This window comes from Bacillus sp. 103mf, assembly GCF_900116295.1.
Classification (GTDB): Bacteria; Bacillota; Bacilli; order Bacillales; family Bacillaceae_G; genus Bacillus_A; species Bacillus_A bruguierae.
This window is the reverse complement of the sequence record NZ_FPAF01000005.1, coordinates 200352-223430: the sequence shown is the minus strand read 5'-3', so window position 1 is coordinate 223430 and position 23079 is coordinate 200352. Positions and strand designations below refer to the sequence as shown.

Genomic DNA, 23079 nt, shown 5'->3' with positions numbered 1-23079 from the left:
ACTCGATAGCAATGCAAGGTGCCCCCTCTGATAACGTTATTTTTATTATTTATTGATTTTACTTTTTTGATTCTTTATAAGCTAAAATCGAAGTTGTCTATTTATCCTTCACTTTTAACAGGTATTAGGCTGTACGCATCACTAAATGATTAAATTAAGAGGGATGAACTAAACTCCCCTTCTAGGCATAAGTTAACAGAGAAGACCTTGAGAGGAGAAGAAAAATGAAACAACAACAATACGTAATAAGAACAGAAAAGATACCTGTTCAATTCCCTCCTCAACATCAGCCATTTCATCCAGGGTTTGAATACTTAATGGTACCAAGACCTATTTCAGAAAGCAGCACCTATAAAGCAGCAGGCAAATTGCAGGGAAAAGTAGCAATTATTTCAGGTGGAGATAGTGGGATTGGAAGAGCAGTTGCATATGCATTTGCTAAGGAAGGGGCAAATATTGTTATTGCATATTTAAATGAGCATATGGATGCATTAGAAACGAAACAGCGTGTTGAGCAACTAGGACAACGTTGCCTTGTCATTGCTGGAGATTTAGGTCAAGAAAAAACAAGCCATCAAGTGGTCCAGCAAACTTTATATGCGTTTGGTAAAGTAGATATTATTGTAAATAACTGTGCGGAATCTTTCCCGAAAGAACGAATAACGGAAATTACCGGTGAGCAACTTCTACGAATTTTTCAATCCAATGTTTTTTCTTTTTTTTATTTAACGAAGGCCGCTTTACCTTATTTAAAACAAGGGGGTTCGATTATAAATACGGGATCAGCATCCGCATATGAAGGACAGCAGGGAAATCTTGATTACGCTACATCAAAGGGAGCCATTATTACATTTACCCGCTCATTAGCCCTCGACTTAATTAATGATGGAATTCGTGTAAATGGTGTTTCGCCAGGGCCAATTTGGACACCAATCATACCTTCCAGTTTTCCTGCTGAACAAATGATGAGTTTTGGGTATGGGACACCAATGAAGCGAGCCGGTCAGCCATATGAACTTGCCCCAGCGTATGTGTACTTAGCCAGTGATGATTCGAGTTATGTCACTGGTCAAATAATCCATGTCAATGGAGGGATGAGAACAAGCAGTTAAAGACACAAAAAAAGGATGATAAAAGCCGTTTCCTAATTGAACAAACCCTCCACCCTCTTAAATACCTCAAAGGGAAATTTCACCTTACGTGGCACACTTCTGTGTAGTTTACCAAAGAGGGTCTCCCTTTTCAATGAGACTACGCTTTCGAACTGTAATTATTCCAACTCTTCTGCTTGACATTAAGATCTTTCATCATTCTTTATAGCTTACATATCTCCTTAATAATGTAATATCTTCTCTACTCCTACATTCTTAGTCAATAAATCATTAATTGATGGTGCTACAAATACAGTCTCGTCAACATCTAAATCATTAAAGTCAACTATATATAATCCAAACTCATTTTTCCCATTAAAATATATTAACGTTCTACCACCTTCATCATCACCAATTGCAAGAGAGTTCGGAATATACTTTTGAATAAAATAAGCTTCATTCAATTCTACACAACCCGAAGCTCCCCAAATACGAATATACATTTCATTACCTATATTAATTTCTATGTCTGAACCTAAACGGATTATATCTATATATTCCATAGGTATATCTATTGTTGAAAATTCTTGAAGTGCTTTCATTTCTTCTTCTGTAGATGGAGCTCTACTAGCATCAATCCTATACATGCTACTCATATTAGCTAATACATTCATTAAAAATCAAATTCCCCCTTTTGCTTCAATTATCTTACTAGCCTCGCGATCTCACTTACCTGAACCACTATTCCCTTTTAGCACCGTAAGTGAAACCTTAAGCTCCTTGATCTCATCATTTATTTTTCATCGTAATAATAATTTAACCACATATCCCCATATCCCTTTTTCTCTATTGGAGCTAATTCTTCAGGACCCATTTTCTTCTTGCTGGAACCTTGTCTTGATTTTGTGTATCAACAACCCTATTTGCAATTTCATCAATTAAGGTGCCTTGTATTTCATTTCCTATTATCCTCTTGTAACCGGCTAAAATCTACATGATGCTTACGGTTTCTTTTACAGCTATTCATAAGCTCATGTCATTTGCCATACTTAGCTGTTTTCCATGCTCGGTCATTTTGTTAGTATTCATAAAAAGCACGTCACTCCCTCTTATTAATATAAGAGAATAGTAACGTGCTTTTAACTTTAAAAATAGCCTAAAAGCTTAAGTTGATGGATGTGTGGTGCTACCCCATCTAGATGTGTAAACAGAATTTGCTGCAGCGTTCCTGCAATTAGGCCTGTGCCTCTCAATCAGTTGAATAGAATTACAGCTTTTACTCGCGTCAGCGGCTGATTCGAACAGAACGCTCTATCCGCATATCCTTTCATGTATTTCTTCTCGCTCACAGTTGTGCTTCTTCCTTCTGCTCAATGCTCAACCGCAGCAGAGAAACGAGCTGATTACAACGTGTTACTAAGATTTTTCCATTTGACAATTATGGTCATCATTTCGGAGCGGGTTATTTTCGCGCTAGGGTGAAACCGCCCATTTTTGTCCATTTCCTTAAGGGGTTTATTCTATACTTTTTAATGATTCGATCATATTTATTTTGGTAACTTTTCTCTTAAGTAGTAAATTAGATACAATGGTAAGTAAGAACGCAAGAATAATAGAAACTAACATGATAAAAATATTTAATTTATCTGGTATTTGTTGATGGGTACTAGACAGAGCCTTTACAACAATTGTATAAACATAGCCACTTATCGGTAAAGCTACAATTACCGCAAATGTGGTTAGTATAATGTTTTCAAAAAATATTAATCTGTTTATTTTATTTTTTTGATAGCCTAATACCTTAAGTGTTGCAAGCTCACGATTCCTTTCATAAATGTTTATGGAAGATATCGTATATATGGCGCCAAAGGAGAGTATGACGGCACAAGTGATAAACAGGATGAATACAAAACTGTTTTGTTTCAAAATATATTGAGCTGATTTCTTTAGATCATTCTTATCTGCAATTGTATTTACATGATGATCTTGTTCAAAGAAGTTACGAACGTTTGTAAGATCTGTAGAGTTATTAGCTTCAACTAAAAGTGAGTTTGGGATGTAGTCTATGCCAAAGTTCTTTAAATAAGCTGGTGTGCTATAAAACGACGGATTCGAATACTGTGTAGATATATTTAAAACCTTCATATCTACAGATTTATTTTTAAGCTCTGGTGCTGTGAACTTTATTTTGATTATATACCCTTCTGAAATATGATATTTGTCAGCATAAGATTTTGGTACCAGCACACCATTATTTTCTAAAGATATCTTATTGTTATGTTCGTCAAAGAAATGTATGAGATTGTTTTCTTTTTCAGTAATAACTAAAGTGGCATTTTCTTTTTCATCATCTTTTATGAATTCAACAGGAAAAGTGGATAAAAAATAACTATTTTTAATACCGGAGGGTAGTTTTATCGTATCAGAAGATGTCCCCATCGTATAATCGACTCTTAAATCATAGGTATAAACATCTTCAATTTGGTTAGCTACTTTTAGCAAGGCTGCTTGAGTGCCGAAAGCAGTTATCAATAAAACAGTGCTTACAACAACACCAATTGAGCTCGCCAAAGCTTTTTGTTTATTTAAAAATATATTTCTCAAAATAAGTTTATAGCTGTAGGAAATACGACTCCATAGACCCGGAACTCTTTCTATAAATAGCTTTTTCATCTTCTTTGGCGGTTTAGGACGCATAGCCTGAGCCGCACGTTCTTTTAATATGGTTCTACCACTTAAATAACATGATAGGAGTCCGAAAGCACTAGAGAAAATAATGGGAGGAATGATGGAATAAAGAGAAAGTGGGTATTTAATGTTAGGAAGAGAGTAGGCCCTTGCACTAGACTCAGTTATTAATGGAACAAATACGACAGCAGCAATAACACATCCTATAATTGAGCCTATTATGGCTACCAGCACAGGATACCCCATATAATGAAGCATGATATTTCTGTTTTTTATACCTAAAGCCTTCATAATTCCTACTTGATTTCTTTGAGAATCTATAATTCTCGACATTGTAAGAAATAATATAGTGGCTTCAATCAAAAAAAGAACTAAAGGTATAACTTTACTCATTAAATCATTATTATATATCGTTTGACTTATTTTAGAATAATTGAAAGTCCGTTCTTTACTTACTTGATCCAAATAAGTTAGTTGTTTGGATTGTATTTCAATTGATTTACCTAATTTGTCAATGTCGTACCCTTCTTTAGCATCAATAATGATTTCATTATAGTAAAAGCCGTCTACAATTTCAGGTATTGTCTCTTCAGCAATATAAGCTACTCCATAGGTTTTATGATCTTGTATTTCGTTCTTTTTTGTATATTCAACATTCTCACCCAATCCGCTAATTGTAAACTCAAAATTTCTTTCATTCGTACTTATACTGATTTGATCACCGACACGATAATGATGTTCTTTTGCATAACGAGAATCTAATAAGATTTCATCTTTCTTTGACGGGATACTCCCCTCAATCATAGTAGGTGTATTTATTCCATTCTTTACAGGGATCGAATGAATTTTTAAGGAAGTTTTGTAATTTTCAAAGGCTTGCTTGGCATCAAAGGTATAACGTCCTTCTATTTTATTTATGCCTTCAATTCCGCTTAAACTAGCTACATCATATTTGGAAAGTTGACTGTAATACACATTTAAGTCACTTAAATTATGTTCTTTAAAGTAAGCCTTAGTATACGCACTCAAATTATTGCTATAAGTTACTAGACCCGCATAGAAAAAAGAACCTACTGCGATAACCAAAACTAAGGTTATAAATTGCCCTATAGATTGTTTAATATCCCTTAATAATTTTAAAAATAATTTCATGTTTACCACTCAATCCCTTCAACACTTTGTTTTTCATCATTAATCGTAACGCCTTCTATCATTCCGCTTTTAACCTTAATAATTTTATCAGCCATAGGAGCAATTGCAGAATTATGTGTGACCAAAACGACACATTTTTTCGTTTCCTTGTTCAAATCTTGAAGAAGTTTTAATACGGACTTACCTGTAACATAATCCAATGCTCCGGTTGGTTCATCACAAAGTAAAAGTAAAGGATTTTTTGCAACAGCTCTAGCTATAGCAACTCTTTGTTGTTCTCCCCCAGAGAGTTGGGAAGGGAAGTTCTTGATACGATTCTTTAATCCGACTTTATGTAAAATATCTTTAGCATCCAGATGGTTTTTACATACTTCAGTGGCAAACTCAACATTTTCTAGAGCGTTTAAATTGGGAATTAAGTTATAGAATTGAAATACAAAGCCAACTTTCTCACCACGATATTCTGTTAACTTTTTTTCGCTGAATCTTGTTATTTCTTGATCACCAACAAACACTTGACCTGAGGTAGCCGTATCCATTCCGCCAAGTATATTCAAAATCGTACTTTTACCGGCACCGCTTGCACCCAAGATAACGACGAATTCTCCCTCAAATATGGAAAAATCAACACCATCAAGGGCCTTGATTGACACTTCTCCTATTTTGTATTCTTTCGTTACTTTTTTGAATTCGATTAACTTTTTCACGTATTACATCTCCTCGTATAGTATTTTTGTAAACGTAAAACAATTCCAAAACAAATAACTTTTTCCATATATTTTAGAGTTATTATTTGTTTGCTTCATTTTTTTCGGTATTCTGCATCTAGACAGTAAAGCCTTCAAGGCTTCATCAAGTTTACGTCTGGCATGCGCCTAACTTTGAATGTGAGAATGTTGTTTTCATAGATAAATCCATTCGACAAAATTATCCAAACCCCTTTTACAATAGCCGCTAGTCCATCAATTGATTTACGTAAATCTGTTGCCCATTGTGCAAGATATACTTTTTCAATCACGATCTCTGATATCATTGTTGCTTTACCACCTGCATCACTTGTAGGAGCACTTACGGAGTAAAAATTACCTTTTTCTATACTAAGTAACTATTCTGGAAATACTGGATGGAAATGAGTAATGTTACCTCCTTCATCAAGGTAACTGATAAGCTGTAGTCCTATCAACTGTTCTGTTGACAATAGTTCCATTCTTCATTATTTCTTTACCCAGCTTAATGATCTCATGATTTAAAATTTCCTTAAGTTATGAACTATGTTACAAATAGGCTCAGTACCAGCATTGCTGTAACCAGGGGCAAAGTAACAAACGTTTTCATTTTGTATTAATTTTCTCAATCTGGATATTGTTATTATTCTGGTTTTAATGTTAATAGTTTACAGTTAATATAATATGATACAAATATGATGGTTATCATCTTATTGTTTCTCCTTGTGTGAAAAATAGAATTGAATTCTTTGGTCTATTTTGGACTATAGAGCATGTATGTTAAAGTATAAAAACTATTAATTCTTGTACCTCGTAAGAGTTCTTCCCTAATGCATACCAAGCAATCTATAACATCATTATAAACATGAGGAGATTTTCTGTAGGCATTACAAATTTATTAATAGGAGGAGACATATGTTTAAAAAAGTGTTATTTTCTGTTTTCTCACTTGCAATATCTGGATCTATTTTATTTTCTAATCAAACAGTAACATATGCAGATTTTTATCAAGTAAAAAAGGATTTGAATATGTATTCTATACCAGCAATAAGCAGTAAAAAAGAAATAATTCCAGCTGGAAATACCATTTCCCTATACTGCTACGTAAATAGTGAGAATTACATGGGAAGTAAGGTTTGGGCCTATGCTGATGATCATGGTTATGGTGGTCATCAAGATTATGGTTATATTCCTGATTATTTTCTTAGAATAGGTTCATCAAGTCCACTCATCGGGTATTGCAATTTTTAACGTATTTCCGAAAGAAGTCCCCATCTTCAAGTGCGTGACAGGCAAGAGCCCAGTGATAAGGTGGGGATGAATTTCGGTTAGGTATAGCCTAACTGATTTGTAAGAACTTCCAATTGTTCGTATGGTGTATACGTTCTATATCTGATACCTTCACTTGTTTATAAGATTTAGCCGGATTTTGTATATATTGTCCATGTATATCTTGTACGTATACCATTTTCCCTGTAAACCCTGCCACAAATCCTACTTGTCCAAATACTTTCACTTTATCACCTAAATAGATTCCATCTACATATGGTGTGTTTTTCTTGTTCCGTTTTACATTTGTATTCTTTGTTTCCCTCCCTTTTCTTGCGGTTGCTTCATGCAGGGAACGTTTTTTCTTTCTAAATTGCTTGATGCAAAATTCACCGCTTTGATCATATTCTTGTATGTGTGTTGGATTGGTAATCGCAATTGCGTCATTTACATGTGTTTTGGATAAATCTAACCCTCTTCGTTTTAGCGTGGTGTAACTGCCATACGTAATGTCACAATCTAAATGATTCATGATTTGTAACCGCAATATATTCATAAAAGCAGTCTCTTTATATTGTTTTGGTTTCTTGAAAGTGTGTTTGAGTTTCCCTTGATGAAATTTTTGATGGCATTCATCATGTACTGTGACAAGATTATCTTCCATATCTGAACCACCTTTGCAGCGTTCGATAATATGATGCGTATGCAAAATGCCACCTTTCTTCTTACAAATTTGACACGTATAGTTATCTCTCGCAAATACGTAATATCTTGTATTCCAAAAACCAAAAGCATCTCCTTGTTGATATTCTGTTCCTTGTATATCGGGATTTTTTAGCTTTTGTACATCAAATTTTCCTACTTCGACAATCACTTTTGGAGATGGTAATAATGAACAAAAAGTTTCAATCCAATGAACTTGGTTATCCACTCTGCTTTGAATCGATGGCGGTAACCATCCCTCTTTCTTTTTCCGATTGAGGAAACGTGCTTTGCGATACCTTGTTTTTCGCTGTCTTCTACCTCTGCGTAATGTGGCTCTCAGTGTAAGGTTTTCTTTGACGTCCTGACGTAACTCAATGGTTCCTTTTGCTAACACTTTGTCTTCAGTGGTAATCGCAATGCCGATATGCTTTGCACCACTATCAACACCAATTGTAACGGGTTGTACCGTTTCTCCAGTAGCATATTGTAATTGGATTGTAAACGGAGTATATCCGACAATCATTGCTTTTCCTTGCTTGAGAAGAAGCCTGGCTTTACGGGAACTACAAGGCATAAGCGGTTCTCCTCTTAAATTCTTGACAAATACACGCATGTTTTGTCCCTCCTAAGAGTTTGTTTCCCTTCGCCAATGTTTGTAGGTGTTGGCAACTTCTTGTATAAGAAGGCTTGTGGTTGACCGTTCCTTCCCAATCAGAACTGTTACAGAGCCACCATAGAGCTAAGAACTAGGGAATCATTCTTGGGTATGCAACCTACGAACGAAGTCCACAAAAGACTGAGGCTAGACAACCAGAGCTTTTTTCAAGCCCCCACTTCAAAACGTGTTAGCGTTTAAGTGGTGAGTAGTTGACTATATAGGACTAATTGGTTCTGATGTAACTATATGAGGGAGACGAAAACGATTCAAAGTATGAGGGGCCACTCTGGGATGTAAGTACAAATCAAAAAAGAAAATTGTACGTTATCAAGACCTGAATTATAAAAAATTTCGAAAAACAAAGGATAACACATATTATACATGACTATTATGTGCTATCCTCTCTCATTTTATTAAACTAAAGTACTCATTAGTAGAATAAAAAAGTTTAGTTTCTGTTTGAATCATCAATTTCTGAATTTAATGAACTCTCCCACCAAACGTCTTTTCTTCCGTTTAAGTAACCTTTAATCAGTTTCCTAAATGGATAAGGTTGTAAATTCCTATCATCCAAATCTTTTTCATCACACCAAAAAAACTTAAGATGTGATTCGCTAGACTTTAAATTATTTGGTAATTCATTACCATTAACCTCAAATACTTGATTTATTTCGCAATGTAATTCTCCATTTTTCTCCCATTTGTGTTCAACTAATCCAAGAAATTTATTTACTGTACATCTAATTCCTAATTCTTCTTGAATCTCTCTTATCAATGCATCTTTTGCACTCTCCCCAAATTCAATGTGACCGCCTGGTAAAAAAGTATTTGTATACCCTCTGGCTTGTGCAAGTAATATTTTATTATCTTTTATAAAGATTCCCCTTGCTAAATGATGAAATGGTTTTTGCAAACCTTTTCCCTCCTACCATTTATTTTTTTATACACGCTTGTAATGTGACATGTTTAAATACTAATCTATGTGTCCTACTACTTTCTTAAACCCTTCAACACTATCATAGCCAAATTCTTTAATCGTTACGTTATCTACTATTTACAAAAATCCATCTACATTATTATAACCTTTCGAAAAATCAAATATTTATGCCGATACCGTTTCAAGATTTAATTCAGTAAATTCTTTTCAACCTAAAATAATCTCTTTATAGTAGATAGAGTTTTATTTTTTTAATCTATCTATTACGAAGAGAGCTTTTAGGATTAAATTTGATTTCGCCCACTTTTCTTTTTGTTAGTGTTCGTTTTATTTTTAAGAATATAATCTATCTAATAAATCTGTAAATGACTGACATATTGGGGTAATTAATGTACTTCCAGTTTCTTCGCAATTATAAAAAACAACTTTAGGCGAGTCCGCATTGTCATTATAGTCAAAACATAGTAAATTTCCAAAAGGATCTCTAGCAAAAGGAAATAATTTTTGTGATAAAAATTCAGAAAACATTTTTATATTTAAATCTTCATCGGTAAAACTAATCAAATCATTGAAAACAGCTTCAATTCTTCCATCATCACAATCAAAGGTATTGGGCTCCGGAAACCCTCCATTATTTTTCGTTATACATTGTTTATAATCATCAGGAAGTTTAAATCCAAATAACCTTTCAACTTCAATAATTTCTTGTTCATCTAAAGATTCATCTGAAAAAAGCCACTTTTTTAATCCCATAAAATCTCCTTTCTCCTAAACGTATTTTGGCAATACAACCTTTTAATTTAACGACACAACACGCTTCATCGTTAACAACAAACTATATGAATCCATTTTAATTTTTCCACATATAATTAGTTAATCAACACTAGAGATTTTTAATATCTCCTCTAATTCACCTAACTGTTTTAAGTTTTTTATAGCCAACTCAACAGGAATGTCCTTCATCAACACAAATGGTAACTGTTTTGATCCCTTTAACAAATCAAATAACCCTCTTTTAATGTGAAATACCTCCTGTATCTTCTTTAAATCTACAACTCCTCCGATTGGCGAACGAATTAATATAAGATTGCAAAGCTTTTCTTTGTGCATTTCTTGCTTTTCATTCACACATTCAACATCTATCGCTCCATCATTTATCCACTTTACAAAATTCTCGCTTACCGTGGTAGCAAAAGCCGGATTCATGACCCCAGAATCAACCTGTAATAATTCAGTTGCGTCCTCGTTTGCTTCCATTAATAGAAACTTTCCTCCACCTTTACTTCCTACAGCAATATACCCTTCCGCATATTCACGTACCTCATATGTTGTATTTCTTTCATTAATTATATCAATAACAAATATAATCACACCCTCGTCAGTTACAAATCCATTCGTGTACTGTAGCAACTGTTTATAAGAGTTCGGTATTATTAACCCCATTCGTTCTTCAGTCTTTTCAATCTCAGCTTCATCAACCGCAGGAAATAATTCGAAAAATTCGAAAGTCGATAATTTTTGAAAGTCTATCATTTAAATCCTCCTAATCCATTAAAATATTTATACGCTTATCTACTTTCTATTTTATAGGTCAAGAGTTTAAAAAACTAAAATCTACATATTCCAACAGAACGGCTCATTTTTAAAATTTTAACCAAGAAAATTATTAATAATTATAAACACTTCCCATTAAATTCTAACTCTTTCTTAATATCTTTTGTGTATAAATTGTTCGTGAATAATAAAATTTTTTAAAAATATTGATGGTAAAATGGAACTTTATTTCACATCCGTTATATTATCGTTATTCAATTAGATATACTTATAGGTTTTAATAATCAATAACAAATTTATTTCTGGAAAAAAGCAGGCTATGCTTTATTTATAAATTAGTTTGAATGGAGTAAACCTATGAAAATATTTGACACACATTTACATATTATTGATCCAAAATTTCCATTGTACGAAAATCAAGGATATATGCCAGATCCATTTACGTCTGAAGATTATTTACAAACTGTCAGCAATTTAAATGTAACTGGTGGGGCAATTGTCTCTGGTTCCTTTCAAAAGTTTGATCAAACTTACTTAGTAAATGCATTACAAACATTAGGAAAGAACTTTGTTGGTGTCACACAGCTACCCTATGATACATCAGATGATGAAATCATTAAATTAAATGAGAAAGGTGTTAGGGCACTTCGTTTTAATGTAAATCGAGGTGGTTCAGAGGATATATCATGTTTAAACAATTTTGCTAGAAGAGTATATGAATTAGTAAATTGGCACACAGAACTTTATATCAATTCAAATGCCTTACCAGAGATAACTAATATATTAGAAAAACTACCAAAAGTATCAATTGATCATCTAGGTTTATCAAAAGAAGGTTTCCCTAATTTATTAACTTTAGTAGAGAAAGGTATTCGAGTAAAAGCTACTGGATTTGGAAGGATTGACTTTGATGCTGCTGAAGCAATGAAAGCAATTTATTCGATTAATCCTGATGCGTTAATGTTTGGAACTGACCTACCTTCAACAAGGGCAAAGATACCGTTCCAATATTCAGATATAGAGTTGATTAAAAATAACTTTGAAGAAGAAGCCGTAAAAAAAAATTCTTTATAAAAATGCCTTTGATTGGTATCTAGAATAAGGGCACGAAAGTTGAATAAATAGATTTCATATTTTTATAATCTATTTCTGGTTTTGTTAACATTTCTAAATTTTTTACGATCGGTTGATTCTGAATATGTTTTCCCATCTTAAGACCAATATTAAATGAGTTAAAGAAGTCGTTGCGACATTTTGACTCATCCATACACATAAAGCGAATAAATCTTTTGCTTAGTACTTACTGGTTCGTTGCACAAAACCATTATCTCTAGAAAGAGCTCGTAAGATATTTTGGGATAAAAACTTTTGAATTTCTTGAGCAAATAGTTGTAATTCATCAGATACAGAAATAGACATACAAACACGCCACCCTTTCCTATGATTCTACAGAAAGAATAGCGCATTTTTTCATTTTAGGGAGGATTTTGTTTTATTAGCTTAATAGCATTGGGTTGCCACCAAAATTCCCAAATTTATTTTTCAGAGTAAGTTGGGGGTTTTTGAACCAGAAAGGTATATGTTTAACTATAAAAAATATGACAAAATTTATCCGGTTTTCCTTTTTGCCTACTTGCTAAATTCAGCAAGTAAAATATTTTTAAAAGGGTCAGGACTGTTAGCTTTACCCATGCTGTTCAAATTGACGGCCAACGTATGCTTGCCTCCAAGTGTACCTCCAGCAAAAGTAAGAAACCCTGGAATGCTACCTCCGTGTCCCCATATCGAGACACCGTTTGGAAGCTTAGTTTCAAAGATTCCAAGACCACATTCTCCTAATTCAGCTATTTCTGTAGGAACTGTAGTAAGCATTTGTTTTAGTTGCTGTTCCTTCAGTAATTTGCCACTGAGTAAGTAAGAGAAGAATTTGTTTAAGTCGTCAGCAGTAGAAATCATCTCTCCAGCCGATCTACCCATACTTGGGTTATAATAAGTAACGTCTTTTAGCTCACTTGCTCCGTCTGGTTGGAAATATCCACGTGCATGCTTGGTGCCTGGAATAACGCTTGAATTGCCAGGTAGGAATGTATCCGACAATTCAAGTGGTTCAATAATCCGATTTTCAATCTCTTCCGCATAGCTGTTTCCGGTTACTTTTTCAATAAGGATACCCAGTAATACGTATCCTGTATTTGAATAAGACCAGCCCTTTCCTGGGACAAAGTCTGGGGGAAGAGAAATCCCCATCTTTACTAATTCTTCAGCCGTATACGATTTTTTTGTATCCATAAGATCAAAGTCTTTTGACCTTGAGTATTCAGCGATACCACTTGTATGGTTCAATATCTGTCGGATAGTAATCTGTTTATCATCATATCCATTTCCTTGAATGACACCAGGCAACCATTTTTCGATGGAGTCGTCTAGATTCAAGCGGTTCTCTCCAGCTAATTGAAGTACAACCGTTGCGGTGAACGTCTTCGTCACGCTGCCAATACGAAAGCGAAAATCTGTTTTCATTGGTTTCTTGGTTCTCAGATCCGCTATCCCAGCGGCATAACTCCACGTTTTTCCACCCTTGGAAGTTTTAGCAAGTATCCCCGGAAATCCAAGTTGCAATGTATCCCGCATTGCTTGCTTGACGGAATTACGATCTCGTTGAGTGCTTGTTTGTAACGAACTAGATACATTTTGAGTGGGCTCTGCTTTTACAATTGAGGTTGGCGTTGTGTATAACAGGGAACTTCCAGCTATTAAAAAGGCCAGACTTGCAAATGTAATTTGACTACGTGTTTTCATAAGGCATCCCTCTCTTCTATTCATATTGTATAGGTGGTTGCTTGCTGTTTCATACTAACCACACAGCTATCGTCTCCACCAATGACAAAATGTCATCATTAAGTTTGTAATCATCTTTATAATTGTTGTTTTACAAACGCCATTCTGTCCTAACAAGCGATAAATTCCTCTTTTTTCACATGTAAGTTAACCCCAGAAATTACTTATTTTCCTTGAAATACTCTTGTTAACTGGTTTGTTTTTCATATATACGTCATATCTGTTCCGCCTTTCACGCCTCGTTATATTTTTATCATACACAATGAAACTTTCTTTTTTCTTACCCATTCCTTACAAATTACTTACGTTCAAAATAGCTTCTATAATAGGGTATAAGGAGGATCTGTGCCGGAAAAGAAATATTTTCCAGTAAATATATTAATTAAAAAGAAACATAGAGGTTTTTTCGCTTCTATGTTTCTTTTTTCGTCCTTTAAATATTAAAGATTCTGTTTCAAAGTAACTACCTGTAGAAAAAGAAAATGTTCATTTAAGGGGTATATTAAAACTTTAACTTGATAGCAATGGAATACCGCCAGCAAATCGAAAAAACCCCACGCTAAGATCATGTAGAATCAAAAACGATATCTTTAAAAAAGGGAATTTGCAAGAAAAATAGGTCTCTTTGGATAAAGTGAAACTTCCATCAGTGGAGAGTTTTTTCATCTCCCACTGATGGTTAGTTGAACCAATCGGGGTCTTACTGTCCGTTAATGCGGGATAAATAAAATTTATTTTACGAAAAATAAAAAATATATGTGGAATATGTATTCAAGAAGATTATGAAATCATAATTAAACATCAAGAACTGGAGGGTGTTAATTGAAACTTTCAAAGCATTTATTATTTCTTCTCTTAATAACAATTGTATTTTCTAATCCCACCTGTTTCTCTAAAGCATTCGCCAGTGAACTTGAAAGTGTTACAATAGACAAGGTTACTACTTTCCCCTACGGTATTAAAAACGGTTGGATATCCCTCCCTAAAACAGCTGGAACTCTAACTGTTAGTATTACAGCTAAAAATGCCAAAAGGATTAAATTTTATTTAATTCCGACAGGAACAGCAACTTATAATCAAAGAAAGTTAATTGGGATTTCTGAGGGTAAGAATGGTAAATTTTCATTTAAGTGGAACTTTAAAGAGGATCAAAATATTTTTCATCATTTCGCAGTGGAAGCAATAAATTCAAAAAATCAAGTAGCTACTACAGGTGTATTATTTAGTGTTACTAATGAATAAAAGGAGGGAAATCCCTCTTTTTATTTATCTGCTTTCTTTGTGAAAATAGGAGGTATTGTGCTTAATAAATCAGTTGGTTCTCCCTCATTTGCAGTGGTTTCCATGTATCAACCATGGATAAGCCTTGAAAATTATTATCAAAAATCCCTTGTCCCTCTTTATTCCCACAATTTAATTGTTCAAAATTATAATCACTAGTAATTTCCCTGTTAATAGACCCTTTCTAGTGTCCTCTAAAAATGTTAATATTTTTTCGCACTTAAGTTGCTCGCTTATACATGCTCAATCAATTGTTGTTACCTTGTACATTCAAAAATTAGACATCTAGAAAAAATGAATACTCCCATCTAAAATTATATAAATCCAGATTAATGGTGATGTAGCATTACATCAAAACTCACCCTACTCATTTACTAAATATTATTGGTATATCATCAATACATCTCTTCCAAATCATATGATCATACCCATTACCCCAATAATCCTTCATTAAATAATCAGGTTCTCCAAATTTCCCCTTCCATACCTTCTGTGCATTTGTATATCCGCTATCTAAACAAAATTCTTGAATTCCCCTGCTTAATAAGGTAAGAAACATCGTATTTAAAAGTAATTTTCCTATACCACGCCTTTGATAACCTGGATGTACAAACACAGTTCCTATCTCAGGTAAATCTTTTAATACTTTATTTGTGCAGCTGTTAATTAGTTCACTAGCTGGGCCATATTCAATTGTACCGATAACTTTGTTGCAATTTGTATCTGTAGCTATCAAAAAATATCGATTTTTCCCATTGCTATCAAAGTCACATTTCAAATATTCTTTCTTACTTTCAATTTCATTTTCTATATCATCCAGTAGTTCCGATAAGCCTTCTCTAGCAAACGTATCTTTAATAGTTGTACTAAAAAATTGATTTAGCTCTTCAATGTCTTTCATTCGCGGTCTTCTTATCTCAACATTGCACATCGAAAGTCACTCCTCAGTTCTCCAAAGTTTTTTCATCGTTTGTCCTATAATAGTCGTTGCTTTTTCTTCATTTTCCATATGCGCAAGTGACATACCCGGTTTTATATATTCTAATAATAAAAATCCATAGTCAAATCAAGTAGTGTCACTACCCCTTCTCCTTGAAAATAACGAAGCGCTTCTATTTCGTTGTCCAATTCCTCACGTGGTACACCGAGTTTTAACACAACTCTTATCCATTTTTCTTTTGAGCTATACTTACATAGTTATAAGAAAGATTTTGGAACGTTTGAATGATTTGTAGTGATAGTTTTTCTTCAAGCTCTTGAATCGTACTTGGCAGATTTTCAATCCATTGCTGCCCTCGTTCTCCGTGAACATCTTGTATGGTCGTTTTGAAAGATGAAGGTATGTGTAACATCGTTTACTCAACTTCTAGTTTCACTTTTAGATCAAAATAAGCATCCTGAAGCCATGGATGAATAACTTTTAAATTCTCTCTTCGCTCCCATAAGTATGAAATGTATGCAAAACAAGCGTGTTCTAATGATTGCTCTAACGCTTCTTTTATTTCTACAATATATGGGGGTGTCCCGTTTTGATCCCATTCAATCTTATCTGCAACAAATAACACCATATCTATAGGTGTCGCATTTTTCCTTAATGTTGTATGACAGCTAATTGCATCTAATATTCCCTCATTGTTCACTTTGAAAATATCTTCTGCAATTCTTCTTGATATTTTCTGATGAATAATCATCGGAAATATTCTTTCTTCTTGTAATACTTCAATTTGCATTTTTTCTGCCACTTGAATACGTTCATCATTTGGGATAATGGCACTAATATCATGAAGATAGCCAGCAATCGCTGCTGCTGCTTCATCTAATCCAAATCTCTTGGCAATTCTTTTTGCTTCATTCGCTACCCTAACAGAGTGCTCATATGTGTGAGGTTTATTATATTGTTCTAGCATATGTTGAATATCTAGCTCCCAATCTCCTGTTAAAGAAATAGAGTGTATCATTTGATTCATTCTATAATCCCCCTTAAAAATGCTTATAATTACTTAGTTTTTATTCTAGAAATATAAAAAAATCCCTTCTCATTACGGTACATGAAATTTTTAAATAAAGATTATATAAAGCCATGTACACACTAACAAATGTATTTTTCTTTTTATTTGCTACAAAAAATAGAACTCCTATGTCATTTATTTTTACAATCCGTCCTTTAAACAATAATCAGTAATTGATATTATGTAAAAATAGAGAAATGCTTTATCAAATGTTAGGATGTGTTTTTATTCAATGGTTTTACAGTCTATCGATTATGAAATCTTTCAGTGGATCAACTCGTATGTTTATAAATACCCTTTTCTAGATAAAATGATGATTTTTTTCGCCGAGTATGCCCAGTACATTTTAATTGTTGCATTACTCGTTTTATGGATTACAAATAAAGAAAATAGAGTGACAGTATTTCAAGCTTTATTCGCATGCTCCTTAGCATTTACTATAAATAGAGTAATTGAACTGTTTTTCTATCGCGATCGACCATTCGTCTCGCATCATATTAAACAATTAGTTGATCACACTGCAAATTCTTCTTTCCCGAGTGATCATGCTACAGCTGCTTTCGTAATTACTGTAACAATTTGGCTATGTAGTAGAGGAAATACATTTATGTGGATTATTTTTGGAATGGGTATTGCTTTTTCAAGAATTTGGGTTGGTGTACATTATCCTCTAGATGTATTGGCAGGGATAATCCTTGGAGTATGTACTGCACTACTTGTCCACTATCGAATTATGAAAATGAATCTTATAAACAAAATAACGAGTTATTCCTTATTTCAAAAATAGAAGCTATTAGATTTTCTTTAGTAGTTCCGATAATGTGGTGAAAAAGCTAAATAATAGTTTATTAAATGATATATAATCTAGCGATAAAAATAATGAATTTGCTATATAAGGGGATATCCCATGAGTCAGTGTAACTGACCTATGGCGCATCCCCTTTTTATTATGTAAAATGTTAAGACCGCTCTTAGAATCAGAAACAGTCTAGCATACCAAATTTTAAGGTGATAACGAACTAGTTACTTACTGGTTCGTTGCACACAACCAACATCTCACGCAATATTCCGTAATAATAGATTATGTAAAACTTACCAGAATAAGATATATGTTCATAATAATTAAAACTAAAGGTTTTATCTAAAAATAATGTAATATATAAAATATCATATTATAACAAAGGGTGAATACATATGAGTCTACAAGTTTTTGATGCAGCTAAATATATGATAGAAAATAGTCTTACATCGGGTAAAATTGCTACTGTAGAAGAAATAGAAGAATTACAGTCTAAGTTAATGAATTTGTTACCAGAATGGTTAACAGATCTAATGAGAACAACTCCTCTTTGTGCCAGTAAAATAATTTGGCAAGAATTTTTACCTTCTGAAGATGATGATGGAATGTCTTTAATGTTACTTTTAGATAAAGATGAAATGATAATGGAAACTATTGAAGCTATACCTGGGTATGCTGTATTTGAAAAAGGTTATATTTCTATTGGCTCCTGTCTTATGCATACCGGAAATCCTTATTTTATTTGTATTCATGAAGGAGAAGATCCGCCAGTATATAGATTAGTTCATGATTATGGGGAAGAAACAGACGAAATTATAGAAAATCGAGAATTAGTTGCTGATAAGTTTTCTAATTTATTATTAGCCTCCAAGGTTGTAGAAAAAGATCCATATGAAGATTAAATTTTTCTTTTAGAGGTGCAGCTAATGCCCATCAAGCTAAGATTTTGAAGTACTCCCTTGTCGTTTTGGAGAACAACGAATTTCTTAACTTGATAGGCATGTGCGCGCTATCCCCTATTAGAATTTTTGACCAACCAAGGTTGTATTAATGACAGAACCGTTACAGGTTGCATGGCTTTGGTATGATTCATGCCGTCTCCTTCCAGTATTTCTACATCCCATCCTAAGTGTTCGAGCACTTGTTTATTTTTTTGTATTGTACCAACAATATCAACTGTTACACTTCCAAAGTTTTCTCCATAAATAATAGTGTCTTTTTCACCAGCAAACGCTAGCCTTGGAATAGCTAGTTTGTGTTGAATTTCTCGATCATCAAATTCCTTTAAATTCTCATATAACGTTACAAACTGTTTAGTTTGATTCGTGTTAATTTTCACCTTTATGTTATCCCAATCAATCTTTTCTGGACTTTTAGTCTTATCTTGCTCATTAAAGACAGGAGAAGTTTGATTATTCAATGCCTGTTCGTATGTTCTGTTAGTTACAATTAACATTTCCTTGTATGGCCCATCCATTGGCGGAAAACCACCCATTATTAAGCTTTCTAATCTATTTGTCCTAATTGCTAATTGTAGTCCAACTAAAGCTAACCAAGAATATCCATAATAAGTAAATCCCTTAACGTTCATCTCGTCAGCAATTAATAATAGATCTTTTACTATATTTTCAGATGTTAAATTCTTTGGATTCGGATGTTTCAAACGATGTCCTTCATAATCAAAATATAAAACCTGAAACTTATCTTGCAATCCCTCGACAAAGTGTTTTCCAAATTCAGGGTCTACTCCCCACACCTTTAAATTTTCAGCTTCTTCGCCAAAAACGGATTCTTTAGCTACTGGCAGCATGATTGTTTTAAAATTTGGATTACCAACTAAGCCAACTTTTAATTCTGATTGATCCATAAGTTTTATGAATTTCTCCATTTGTATCACTCCTAAATTGTTTATACTCATATCATATAACATTCATGCAATCTTTCGGATTGGCGCTATTTTTTCTTGATATATTAGAAATTCATTAAAAATATGTTATTGTAGCACTTGAAAGTTTTACTTTAAATAAGGAGTTGAAAATGGAGAGATATACCCCTAAACAAATTGCAAATTCCTTAAATGTTAGTACCACAACCTTGAGAAGATACGAAGAACAAAATCTCATTCCTGATGTACCAAGAACGAAAAATAATCATCGATTCTATACATCTATACACTTTCAAGCATTTACTACCATTAGGACTTTATTAAAAGGGTATGAGACACCCATTGTCTATGAAGTCATGAGAATGACTAAAAACGAAAGCTTTGAACAAGCTCTTTGGTTAGTAAATGAACAACAATTTCATATACAGCTGGAGAAACAAAGGGTGGAAGAAATACTGACAATGATTCAAAATGCTAATTTTACGAAATATAAAAATAGAAAATTAAGAGAATACATGAGTATTGGAGAGGCTGCAGAAATAGCAAGCGTAAATGCTTCGGCTATTCGCTATTGGGAATATGAAGGGTTAGTCCATTCGGAAAGAAATAAAGAAAACGGCTATAGAATGTTTACAATAACAGAACTACGTAAGATACTGGTCATCAGCAGTTTGAGAAAAACCGTTTATTATGTTGAAAATATGAAGAAGCTTTTAAATGAATTAAACACACAAAACTATAATAAAATCGAATGTTCCTTTCAGCTAGCTTTGGAAAATCTAAATGATCAACTATTGCTTCAATTTAAAGGAATCGCAGAGCTGATGAAATATATAAACTTTTACCAACAAATGAACACTTAAAAAAGAGGTAAGCATCGGCTTACCCCTTTAAGTGTACGCCAAGATTCAACTTTGATGGACCTAGTTGTTGCCTTGAAATAAAGTTTGATTAAATTACTACTAATAACCATGATATAGAGACAAATATAAAGAGCATGTTTTGAAAAAAGATTGATCAAAACATGCTCTTATTTAAGATAATCGATTCGCTTCTTGATAAAAAAGTTTAAACCAGATCGAAGGAAAATCAGGATAGATGCCTGGTAATTCTTCGGTCTTTTTTATGAAGGAAACAGGAGAAAAGCGAGGGATGTAATAGGATAATCCATTCCTCTGAATAAATGATTTTGGACTAATTTTTTTCTATATGAACAATATGTGAAAGCGCTCACAAAATTATTATATTATGTTAGAATAATGATGAAATAAATCCAGAAATGTTAGAGGAGGAAGGCAAAATGAAGTTACATGGTATCAAAAAAGCAGGTGTAGCAGCAGCCATTACTACCTTAATAGTTGGAGGATTTGCTATTCCTGCAAGCGCTTGTACATCGGTTTTTGCAGGAAAAAAAGCAACCGCAGATGATTCGGTCATGGTTGCACGAAATGAGGACGTATCTAGTGCGTGGTCGAAACACGTCAAGGTATTCCCTCGTAAAACACATAAATCAGGGGAAAAGCTAAAATTTGAAACTGGACTAACAGTAGATCAACCAAAGGTATCCTATAAGTATATTGCAATACCAGACTGGGATCCTTCAAAAGGGCCTTTTGAAGAAGCAGGGATAAATGAATACGGAGTAGCTATTTCTGCTACAAATAGTGCTTATGCAAATAAAAAAGCAGAAGCATCTGACCCATTTGTGAAAAAAGGTGTTAGCGAATCGATTATTCCAACCTTGATTTTACCACGTGTTAAAACAGCCCGTGAAGGTGCTGAATTACTAGGACAGTACATTGAAAAGTATGGTTCTGCTGAAGCAAATGGCGTTGCGATCGCAGATAAGAATGAAATTTGGTACTTTGAGGTTGGAACAGGACATCAATGGGTAGCAGAAAGAGTACCTGATAATGCTTATTTAATTGTTGCAAATGGATTAAGAATCGATAATGTGAATCTTTCCGACACGAAAAACTTCATGGGCTCTAAAACATTAATTTCTCATGCAGTTGAAAAAGGCTTAATACAAAACAATGACAAAGATAATAATCAAAAATTTGATTTTGCTGGAACTTACGGTGATGTTAGTCAAAAATATAATACACGTAGAGAATGGTGGGGACAAAAGACATTTACTCCATCCATAAACCAAGATGCTGAATTAACACGTTATCCATTATTTATGATTCCGGATCAGAAAATTACGCCAAAACAAGTGATGAAATTCTTGGGCTCTCATTATGAAGGTACTCCATATGATCCTTCTACAAGTACAGGTAAAGATGAGCGTGCTGTTGGTATAGATCGTACAGTGGAATCCCATGTTATTCAACTAAGATCTAATATGCCTGCTGATATTGCCAATGTTATGTGGCTTAGCCTAGCAAACCCGGAATATAGTGTTTATTTACCATTCTATCAAGGAACATATGACACCCCAACTGCTTTTAAACTTGGTAATGACAAATATGATGATCAATCAGCTTACTGGGCTTTCCGTGCACCAGCTGCTTTAGCTGCAACAAACCCAGACACACTTGGAGTAGGATTGAAAAACTATTGGGGTAAATACGAGGATCAGTTATTTGCAAAACAAAGTTCGGTTGAAAAAAAGGCTACAGAGCTTTATAAGGAAGACAAACAAAAAGCAATTAAGTATTTAAATAAATATAGTAATGACACGGCTACAGATGCATTTACAAAAGCAAAACAATTAAGAAATGAATTAATTACGGATATTTCAAAAAAATCAAAAGACGTCTTCAACCCGGATCTATGATCTATAATCTATAAGAAATGAAGAAACTTTTGGGTCAATCCTCACAGCTTTTAAGCTGCGGGGCTGACCCCTTTTTTGATTGATCCATTCAGTCAATTATATAATAAGTTGATTTCCAATATTCACAAATAGGCTATCCCCCATCTTAGAGAGACGCTTAAAATAGGGAGTTTTCATTAAGAATTACACTTCATGCAGTAGCGATTGTTTATAATGTTTTTCCACCCTATGTAAAACAACATCACGCTCTTTGTCCCATACGGAATGCCACTCAAATGTTCCCGGTTCAAAGAATAGCGGAAACCTTGTTCTAAACCAATCTTGCATCGGTAAATGTAGCGCATCTTTTCTATCCACCCATACTAATTCTCCTTCAGGCGGCTCTTCAAGTAGCTTTCCTTCAAAAGATGTTGCCAAATAATTAAACACCATGTATCGTAACTTTGTGTTTGGCTCACAAAACTCGGTAATTCCTTTAAAGATAATGTCTTTTACGATTAAACCTGTTTCTTCACGCACTTCTCGGATTGCTCCGTCTACAATACTTTCTGGAAAATCGACTTTTCCACCAGGAGCAATGTATCCTGGAAAACCTAAACGATCTGGTCGATTTATAAGTAAAACTTTATCTCCATCTTGCACCATACACATTGTTAACATTTTGCATTCAAAATGACTCATCAAATATTTCCTCCCTTATGTAGAT

At 33.8% G+C, this 23079-nt stretch carries 21 protein-coding genes and 2 pseudogenes; 8 read left to right on the top strand and 15 right to left on the bottom strand.

Translation table 11 applies throughout. The annotated features are described in order from the left end of the window. Positions 1 to 224: 224 nt before the first annotated feature. A complete protein-coding gene (locus tag BM350_RS14900) occupies positions 225 to 1112 on the top strand; it encodes an SDR family oxidoreductase (protein WP_090911362.1) in 888 nt (295 codons plus the stop codon). 221 nt (positions 1113 to 1333) lie between these two features. On the opposite strand, the gene BM350_RS14895 is transcribed toward BM350_RS14900, so the two are convergent. The 4 genes from BM350_RS14895 to BM350_RS14880 all read right to left on the bottom strand — a co-directional run bounded on the left by BM350_RS14895 (position 1334) and on the right by BM350_RS14880 (position 5964). Beyond that, entirely contained in the window at positions 1334 to 1765 is a 432-nt protein-coding gene (locus BM350_RS14895; RefSeq protein ID WP_090911364.1) for an SMI1/KNR4 family protein, read from the bottom strand. A gap of 841 nt (positions 1766 to 2606) precedes the next feature. Further along, positions 2607 to 4931, bottom strand: coding sequence for an ABC transporter permease (locus BM350_RS14890; protein WP_090911366.1), 2325 nt, complete (start codon positions 4929 to 4931; stop codon positions 2607 to 2609). Positions 4932 to 4933: 2 nt separating this feature from the next. Then, the gene (locus tag BM350_RS14885; protein ID WP_090911368.1) at positions 4934 to 5638 is read right to left on the bottom strand and encodes an ABC transporter ATP-binding protein; all 705 of its coding nucleotides are present in this window, start codon (positions 5636 to 5638) and stop codon (positions 4934 to 4936) included. 134 nt (positions 5639 to 5772) lie between these two features. Beyond that, the gene (locus tag BM350_RS14880) at positions 5773 to 5964 is read right to left on the bottom strand and encodes a hypothetical protein (protein ID WP_090911370.1); all 192 of its coding nucleotides are present in this window, start codon (positions 5962 to 5964) and stop codon (positions 5773 to 5775) included. Between the two features lie 607 nt (positions 5965 to 6571). Between BM350_RS14880 and BM350_RS14875 the strand changes: the two genes are divergently transcribed. After that, complete coding sequence (locus BM350_RS14875; protein WP_090911372.1) at positions 6572 to 6907, top strand: hypothetical protein; 336 nt, start codon at positions 6572 to 6574, stop codon at positions 6905 to 6907. Positions 6908 to 6995: 88 nt separating this feature from the next. On the opposite strand, the gene iscB is transcribed toward BM350_RS14875, so the two are convergent. The 4 genes from iscB to BM350_RS14855 all read right to left on the bottom strand — a co-directional run bounded on the left by iscB (position 6996) and on the right by BM350_RS14855 (position 10758). Next, the gene (gene iscB / locus BM350_RS14870; RefSeq protein ID WP_090911373.1) at positions 6996 to 8243 is read right to left on the bottom strand and encodes an RNA-guided endonuclease IscB; all 1248 of its coding nucleotides are present in this window, start codon (positions 8241 to 8243) and stop codon (positions 6996 to 6998) included. 493 nt (positions 8244 to 8736) lie between these two features. Continuing rightward, the gene (locus tag BM350_RS14865; protein ID WP_090911375.1) at positions 8737 to 9201 is read right to left on the bottom strand and encodes an NUDIX domain-containing protein; all 465 of its coding nucleotides are present in this window, start codon (positions 9199 to 9201) and stop codon (positions 8737 to 8739) included. Positions 9202 to 9558: 357 nt separating this feature from the next. After that, positions 9559 to 9978 (bottom strand): SMI1/KNR4 family protein, encoded by a 420-nt coding sequence (locus BM350_RS14860; RefSeq protein ID WP_090911377.1) that lies wholly within the window; start codon positions 9976 to 9978, stop codon positions 9559 to 9561. Between the two features lie 120 nt (positions 9979 to 10098). After that, positions 10099 to 10758: an SMI1/KNR4 family protein gene (locus tag BM350_RS14855; protein ID WP_090911378.1), complete on the bottom strand. Its 660-nt coding sequence runs from the start codon at positions 10756 to 10758 to the stop codon at positions 10099 to 10101. A 378-nt stretch (positions 10759 to 11136) separates the two neighbouring features. Here BM350_RS14855 and BM350_RS14850 point away from each other — a divergent pair. Beyond that, positions 11137 to 11881: pseudogene (locus BM350_RS14850) on the top strand (amidohydrolase family protein). Between the two features lie 122 nt (positions 11882 to 12003). Here the strand turns inward: BM350_RS14850 and BM350_RS14845 are convergent. After that, positions 12004 to 12198 (bottom strand): annotated as a pseudogene (locus BM350_RS14845) (IS4 family transposase); the annotation flags it as partial. A gap of 210 nt (positions 12199 to 12408) precedes the next feature. Beyond that, positions 12409 to 13578, bottom strand: a complete 1170-nt coding sequence (locus tag BM350_RS14840) for a serine hydrolase domain-containing protein (protein WP_090911382.1) — start codon at positions 13576 to 13578, stop codon at positions 12409 to 12411. A gap of 861 nt (positions 13579 to 14439) precedes the next feature. Between BM350_RS14840 and BM350_RS14835 the strand changes: the two genes are divergently transcribed. Continuing rightward, the gene (locus BM350_RS14835) at positions 14440 to 14859 is read left to right on the top strand and encodes a hypothetical protein (RefSeq protein ID WP_139207564.1); all 420 of its coding nucleotides are present in this window, start codon (positions 14440 to 14442) and stop codon (positions 14857 to 14859) included. A 406-nt stretch (positions 14860 to 15265) separates the two neighbouring features. On the opposite strand, the gene BM350_RS14830 is transcribed toward BM350_RS14835, so the two are convergent. From BM350_RS14830 to yqeK, 3 genes are all read right to left on the bottom strand, one after another. Then, on the bottom strand, positions 15266 to 15829 hold the full coding sequence (locus tag BM350_RS14830; protein ID WP_090911384.1) for a GNAT family N-acetyltransferase: 564 nt from the start codon (positions 15827 to 15829) through the stop codon (positions 15266 to 15268). A gap of 232 nt (positions 15830 to 16061) precedes the next feature. Next, positions 16062 to 16250, bottom strand: coding sequence for a hypothetical protein (locus BM350_RS14825; RefSeq protein WP_090911386.1), 189 nt, complete (start codon positions 16248 to 16250; stop codon positions 16062 to 16064). A 3-nt stretch (positions 16251 to 16253) separates the two neighbouring features. Then, complete coding sequence (gene yqeK / locus BM350_RS14820; protein WP_090911388.1) at positions 16254 to 16865, bottom strand: bis(5'-nucleosyl)-tetraphosphatase (symmetrical) YqeK; 612 nt, start codon at positions 16863 to 16865, stop codon at positions 16254 to 16256. Between the two features lie 274 nt (positions 16866 to 17139). Between yqeK and BM350_RS14815 the strand changes: the two genes are divergently transcribed. Beyond that, positions 17140 to 17694 (top strand): undecaprenyl-diphosphatase, encoded by a 555-nt coding sequence (locus tag BM350_RS14815; protein WP_090911390.1) that lies wholly within the window; start codon positions 17140 to 17142, stop codon positions 17692 to 17694. Positions 17695 to 18101: 407 nt separating this feature from the next. After that, a complete protein-coding gene (locus BM350_RS14810; RefSeq protein ID WP_090911392.1) occupies positions 18102 to 18608 on the top strand; it encodes an SMI1/KNR4 family protein in 507 nt (168 codons plus the stop codon). 107 nt (positions 18609 to 18715) lie between these two features. Here the strand turns inward: BM350_RS14810 and BM350_RS14805 are convergent, their stop codons facing one another. Continuing rightward, entirely contained in the window at positions 18716 to 19594 is an 879-nt protein-coding gene (locus BM350_RS14805; RefSeq protein ID WP_090911394.1) for an alpha/beta fold hydrolase, read from the bottom strand. Between the two features lie 149 nt (positions 19595 to 19743). Between BM350_RS14805 and BM350_RS14800 the strand changes: the two genes are divergently transcribed. After that, complete coding sequence (locus tag BM350_RS14800; RefSeq protein WP_090911396.1) at positions 19744 to 20454, top strand: MerR family transcriptional regulator; 711 nt, start codon at positions 19744 to 19746, stop codon at positions 20452 to 20454. Positions 20455 to 20891: 437 nt separating this feature from the next. Then, positions 20892 to 22373 (top strand): C69 family dipeptidase, encoded by a 1482-nt coding sequence (locus tag BM350_RS14795; protein ID WP_170857716.1) that lies wholly within the window; start codon positions 20892 to 20894, stop codon positions 22371 to 22373. Between the two features lie 183 nt (positions 22374 to 22556). On the opposite strand, the gene BM350_RS14790 is transcribed toward BM350_RS14795, so the two are convergent. After that, the gene (locus tag BM350_RS14790) at positions 22557 to 23054 is read right to left on the bottom strand and encodes an 8-oxo-dGTP diphosphatase (RefSeq protein ID WP_090911400.1); all 498 of its coding nucleotides are present in this window, start codon (positions 23052 to 23054) and stop codon (positions 22557 to 22559) included. Positions 23055 to 23079: the final 25 nt, after the last annotated feature.

Excerpts from the sequence above, each read along its gene's own strand:
- BM350_RS14900 (WP_090911362.1), top strand. The coding sequence starts at position 225 with ATGAAACAACAACAATACGTAATAAGAACAGAAAAGATACCTGTTCAA.
- BM350_RS14895 (WP_090911364.1), bottom strand. The coding sequence starts at position 1,765 with ATGAATGTATTAGCTAATATGAGTAGCATGTATAGGATTGATGCTAGT.
- BM350_RS14890 (WP_090911366.1), bottom strand. The coding sequence starts at position 4,931 with ATGAAATTATTTTTAAAATTATTAAGGGATATTAAACAATCTATAGGG.
- BM350_RS14880 (WP_090911370.1), bottom strand. The coding sequence starts at position 5,964 with ATGATATCAGAGATCGTGATTGAAAAAGTATATCTTGCACAATGGGCA.
- BM350_RS14875 (WP_090911372.1), top strand. The coding sequence starts at position 6,572 with ATGTTTAAAAAAGTGTTATTTTCTGTTTTCTCACTTGCAATATCTGGA.
- iscB (WP_090911373.1), bottom strand. The coding sequence starts at position 8,243 with ATGCGTGTATTTGTCAAGAATTTAAGAGGAGAACCGCTTATGCCTTGT.
- BM350_RS14860 (WP_090911377.1), bottom strand. The coding sequence starts at position 9,978 with ATGGGATTAAAAAAGTGGCTTTTTTCAGATGAATCTTTAGATGAACAA.
- BM350_RS14855 (WP_090911378.1), bottom strand. The coding sequence starts at position 10,758 with ATGATAGACTTTCAAAAATTATCGACTTTCGAATTTTTCGAATTATTT.
- BM350_RS14840 (WP_090911382.1), bottom strand. The coding sequence starts at position 13,578 with ATGAAAACACGTAGTCAAATTACATTTGCAAGTCTGGCCTTTTTAATA.
- BM350_RS14830 (WP_090911384.1), bottom strand. The coding sequence starts at position 15,829 with ATGTGCAATGTTGAGATAAGAAGACCGCGAATGAAAGACATTGAAGAG.
- BM350_RS14825 (WP_090911386.1), bottom strand. The coding sequence starts at position 16,250 with ATGTTACACATACCTTCATCTTTCAAAACGACCATACAAGATGTTCAC.
- yqeK (WP_090911388.1), bottom strand. The coding sequence starts at position 16,865 with ATGAATCAAATGATACACTCTATTTCTTTAACAGGAGATTGGGAGCTA.
- BM350_RS14815 (WP_090911390.1), top strand. The coding sequence starts at position 17,140 with ATGGTTTTACAGTCTATCGATTATGAAATCTTTCAGTGGATCAACTCG.
- BM350_RS14810 (WP_090911392.1), top strand. The coding sequence starts at position 18,102 with ATGAGTCTACAAGTTTTTGATGCAGCTAAATATATGATAGAAAATAGT.
- BM350_RS14805 (WP_090911394.1), bottom strand. The coding sequence starts at position 19,594 with ATGGAGAAATTCATAAAACTTATGGATCAATCAGAATTAAAAGTTGGC.
- BM350_RS14800 (WP_090911396.1), top strand. The coding sequence starts at position 19,744 with ATGGAGAGATATACCCCTAAACAAATTGCAAATTCCTTAAATGTTAGT.
- BM350_RS14795 (WP_170857716.1), top strand. The coding sequence starts at position 20,892 with ATGAAGTTACATGGTATCAAAAAAGCAGGTGTAGCAGCAGCCATTACT.
- BM350_RS14790 (WP_090911400.1), bottom strand. The coding sequence starts at position 23,054 with ATGAGTCATTTTGAATGCAAAATGTTAACAATGTGTATGGTGCAAGAT.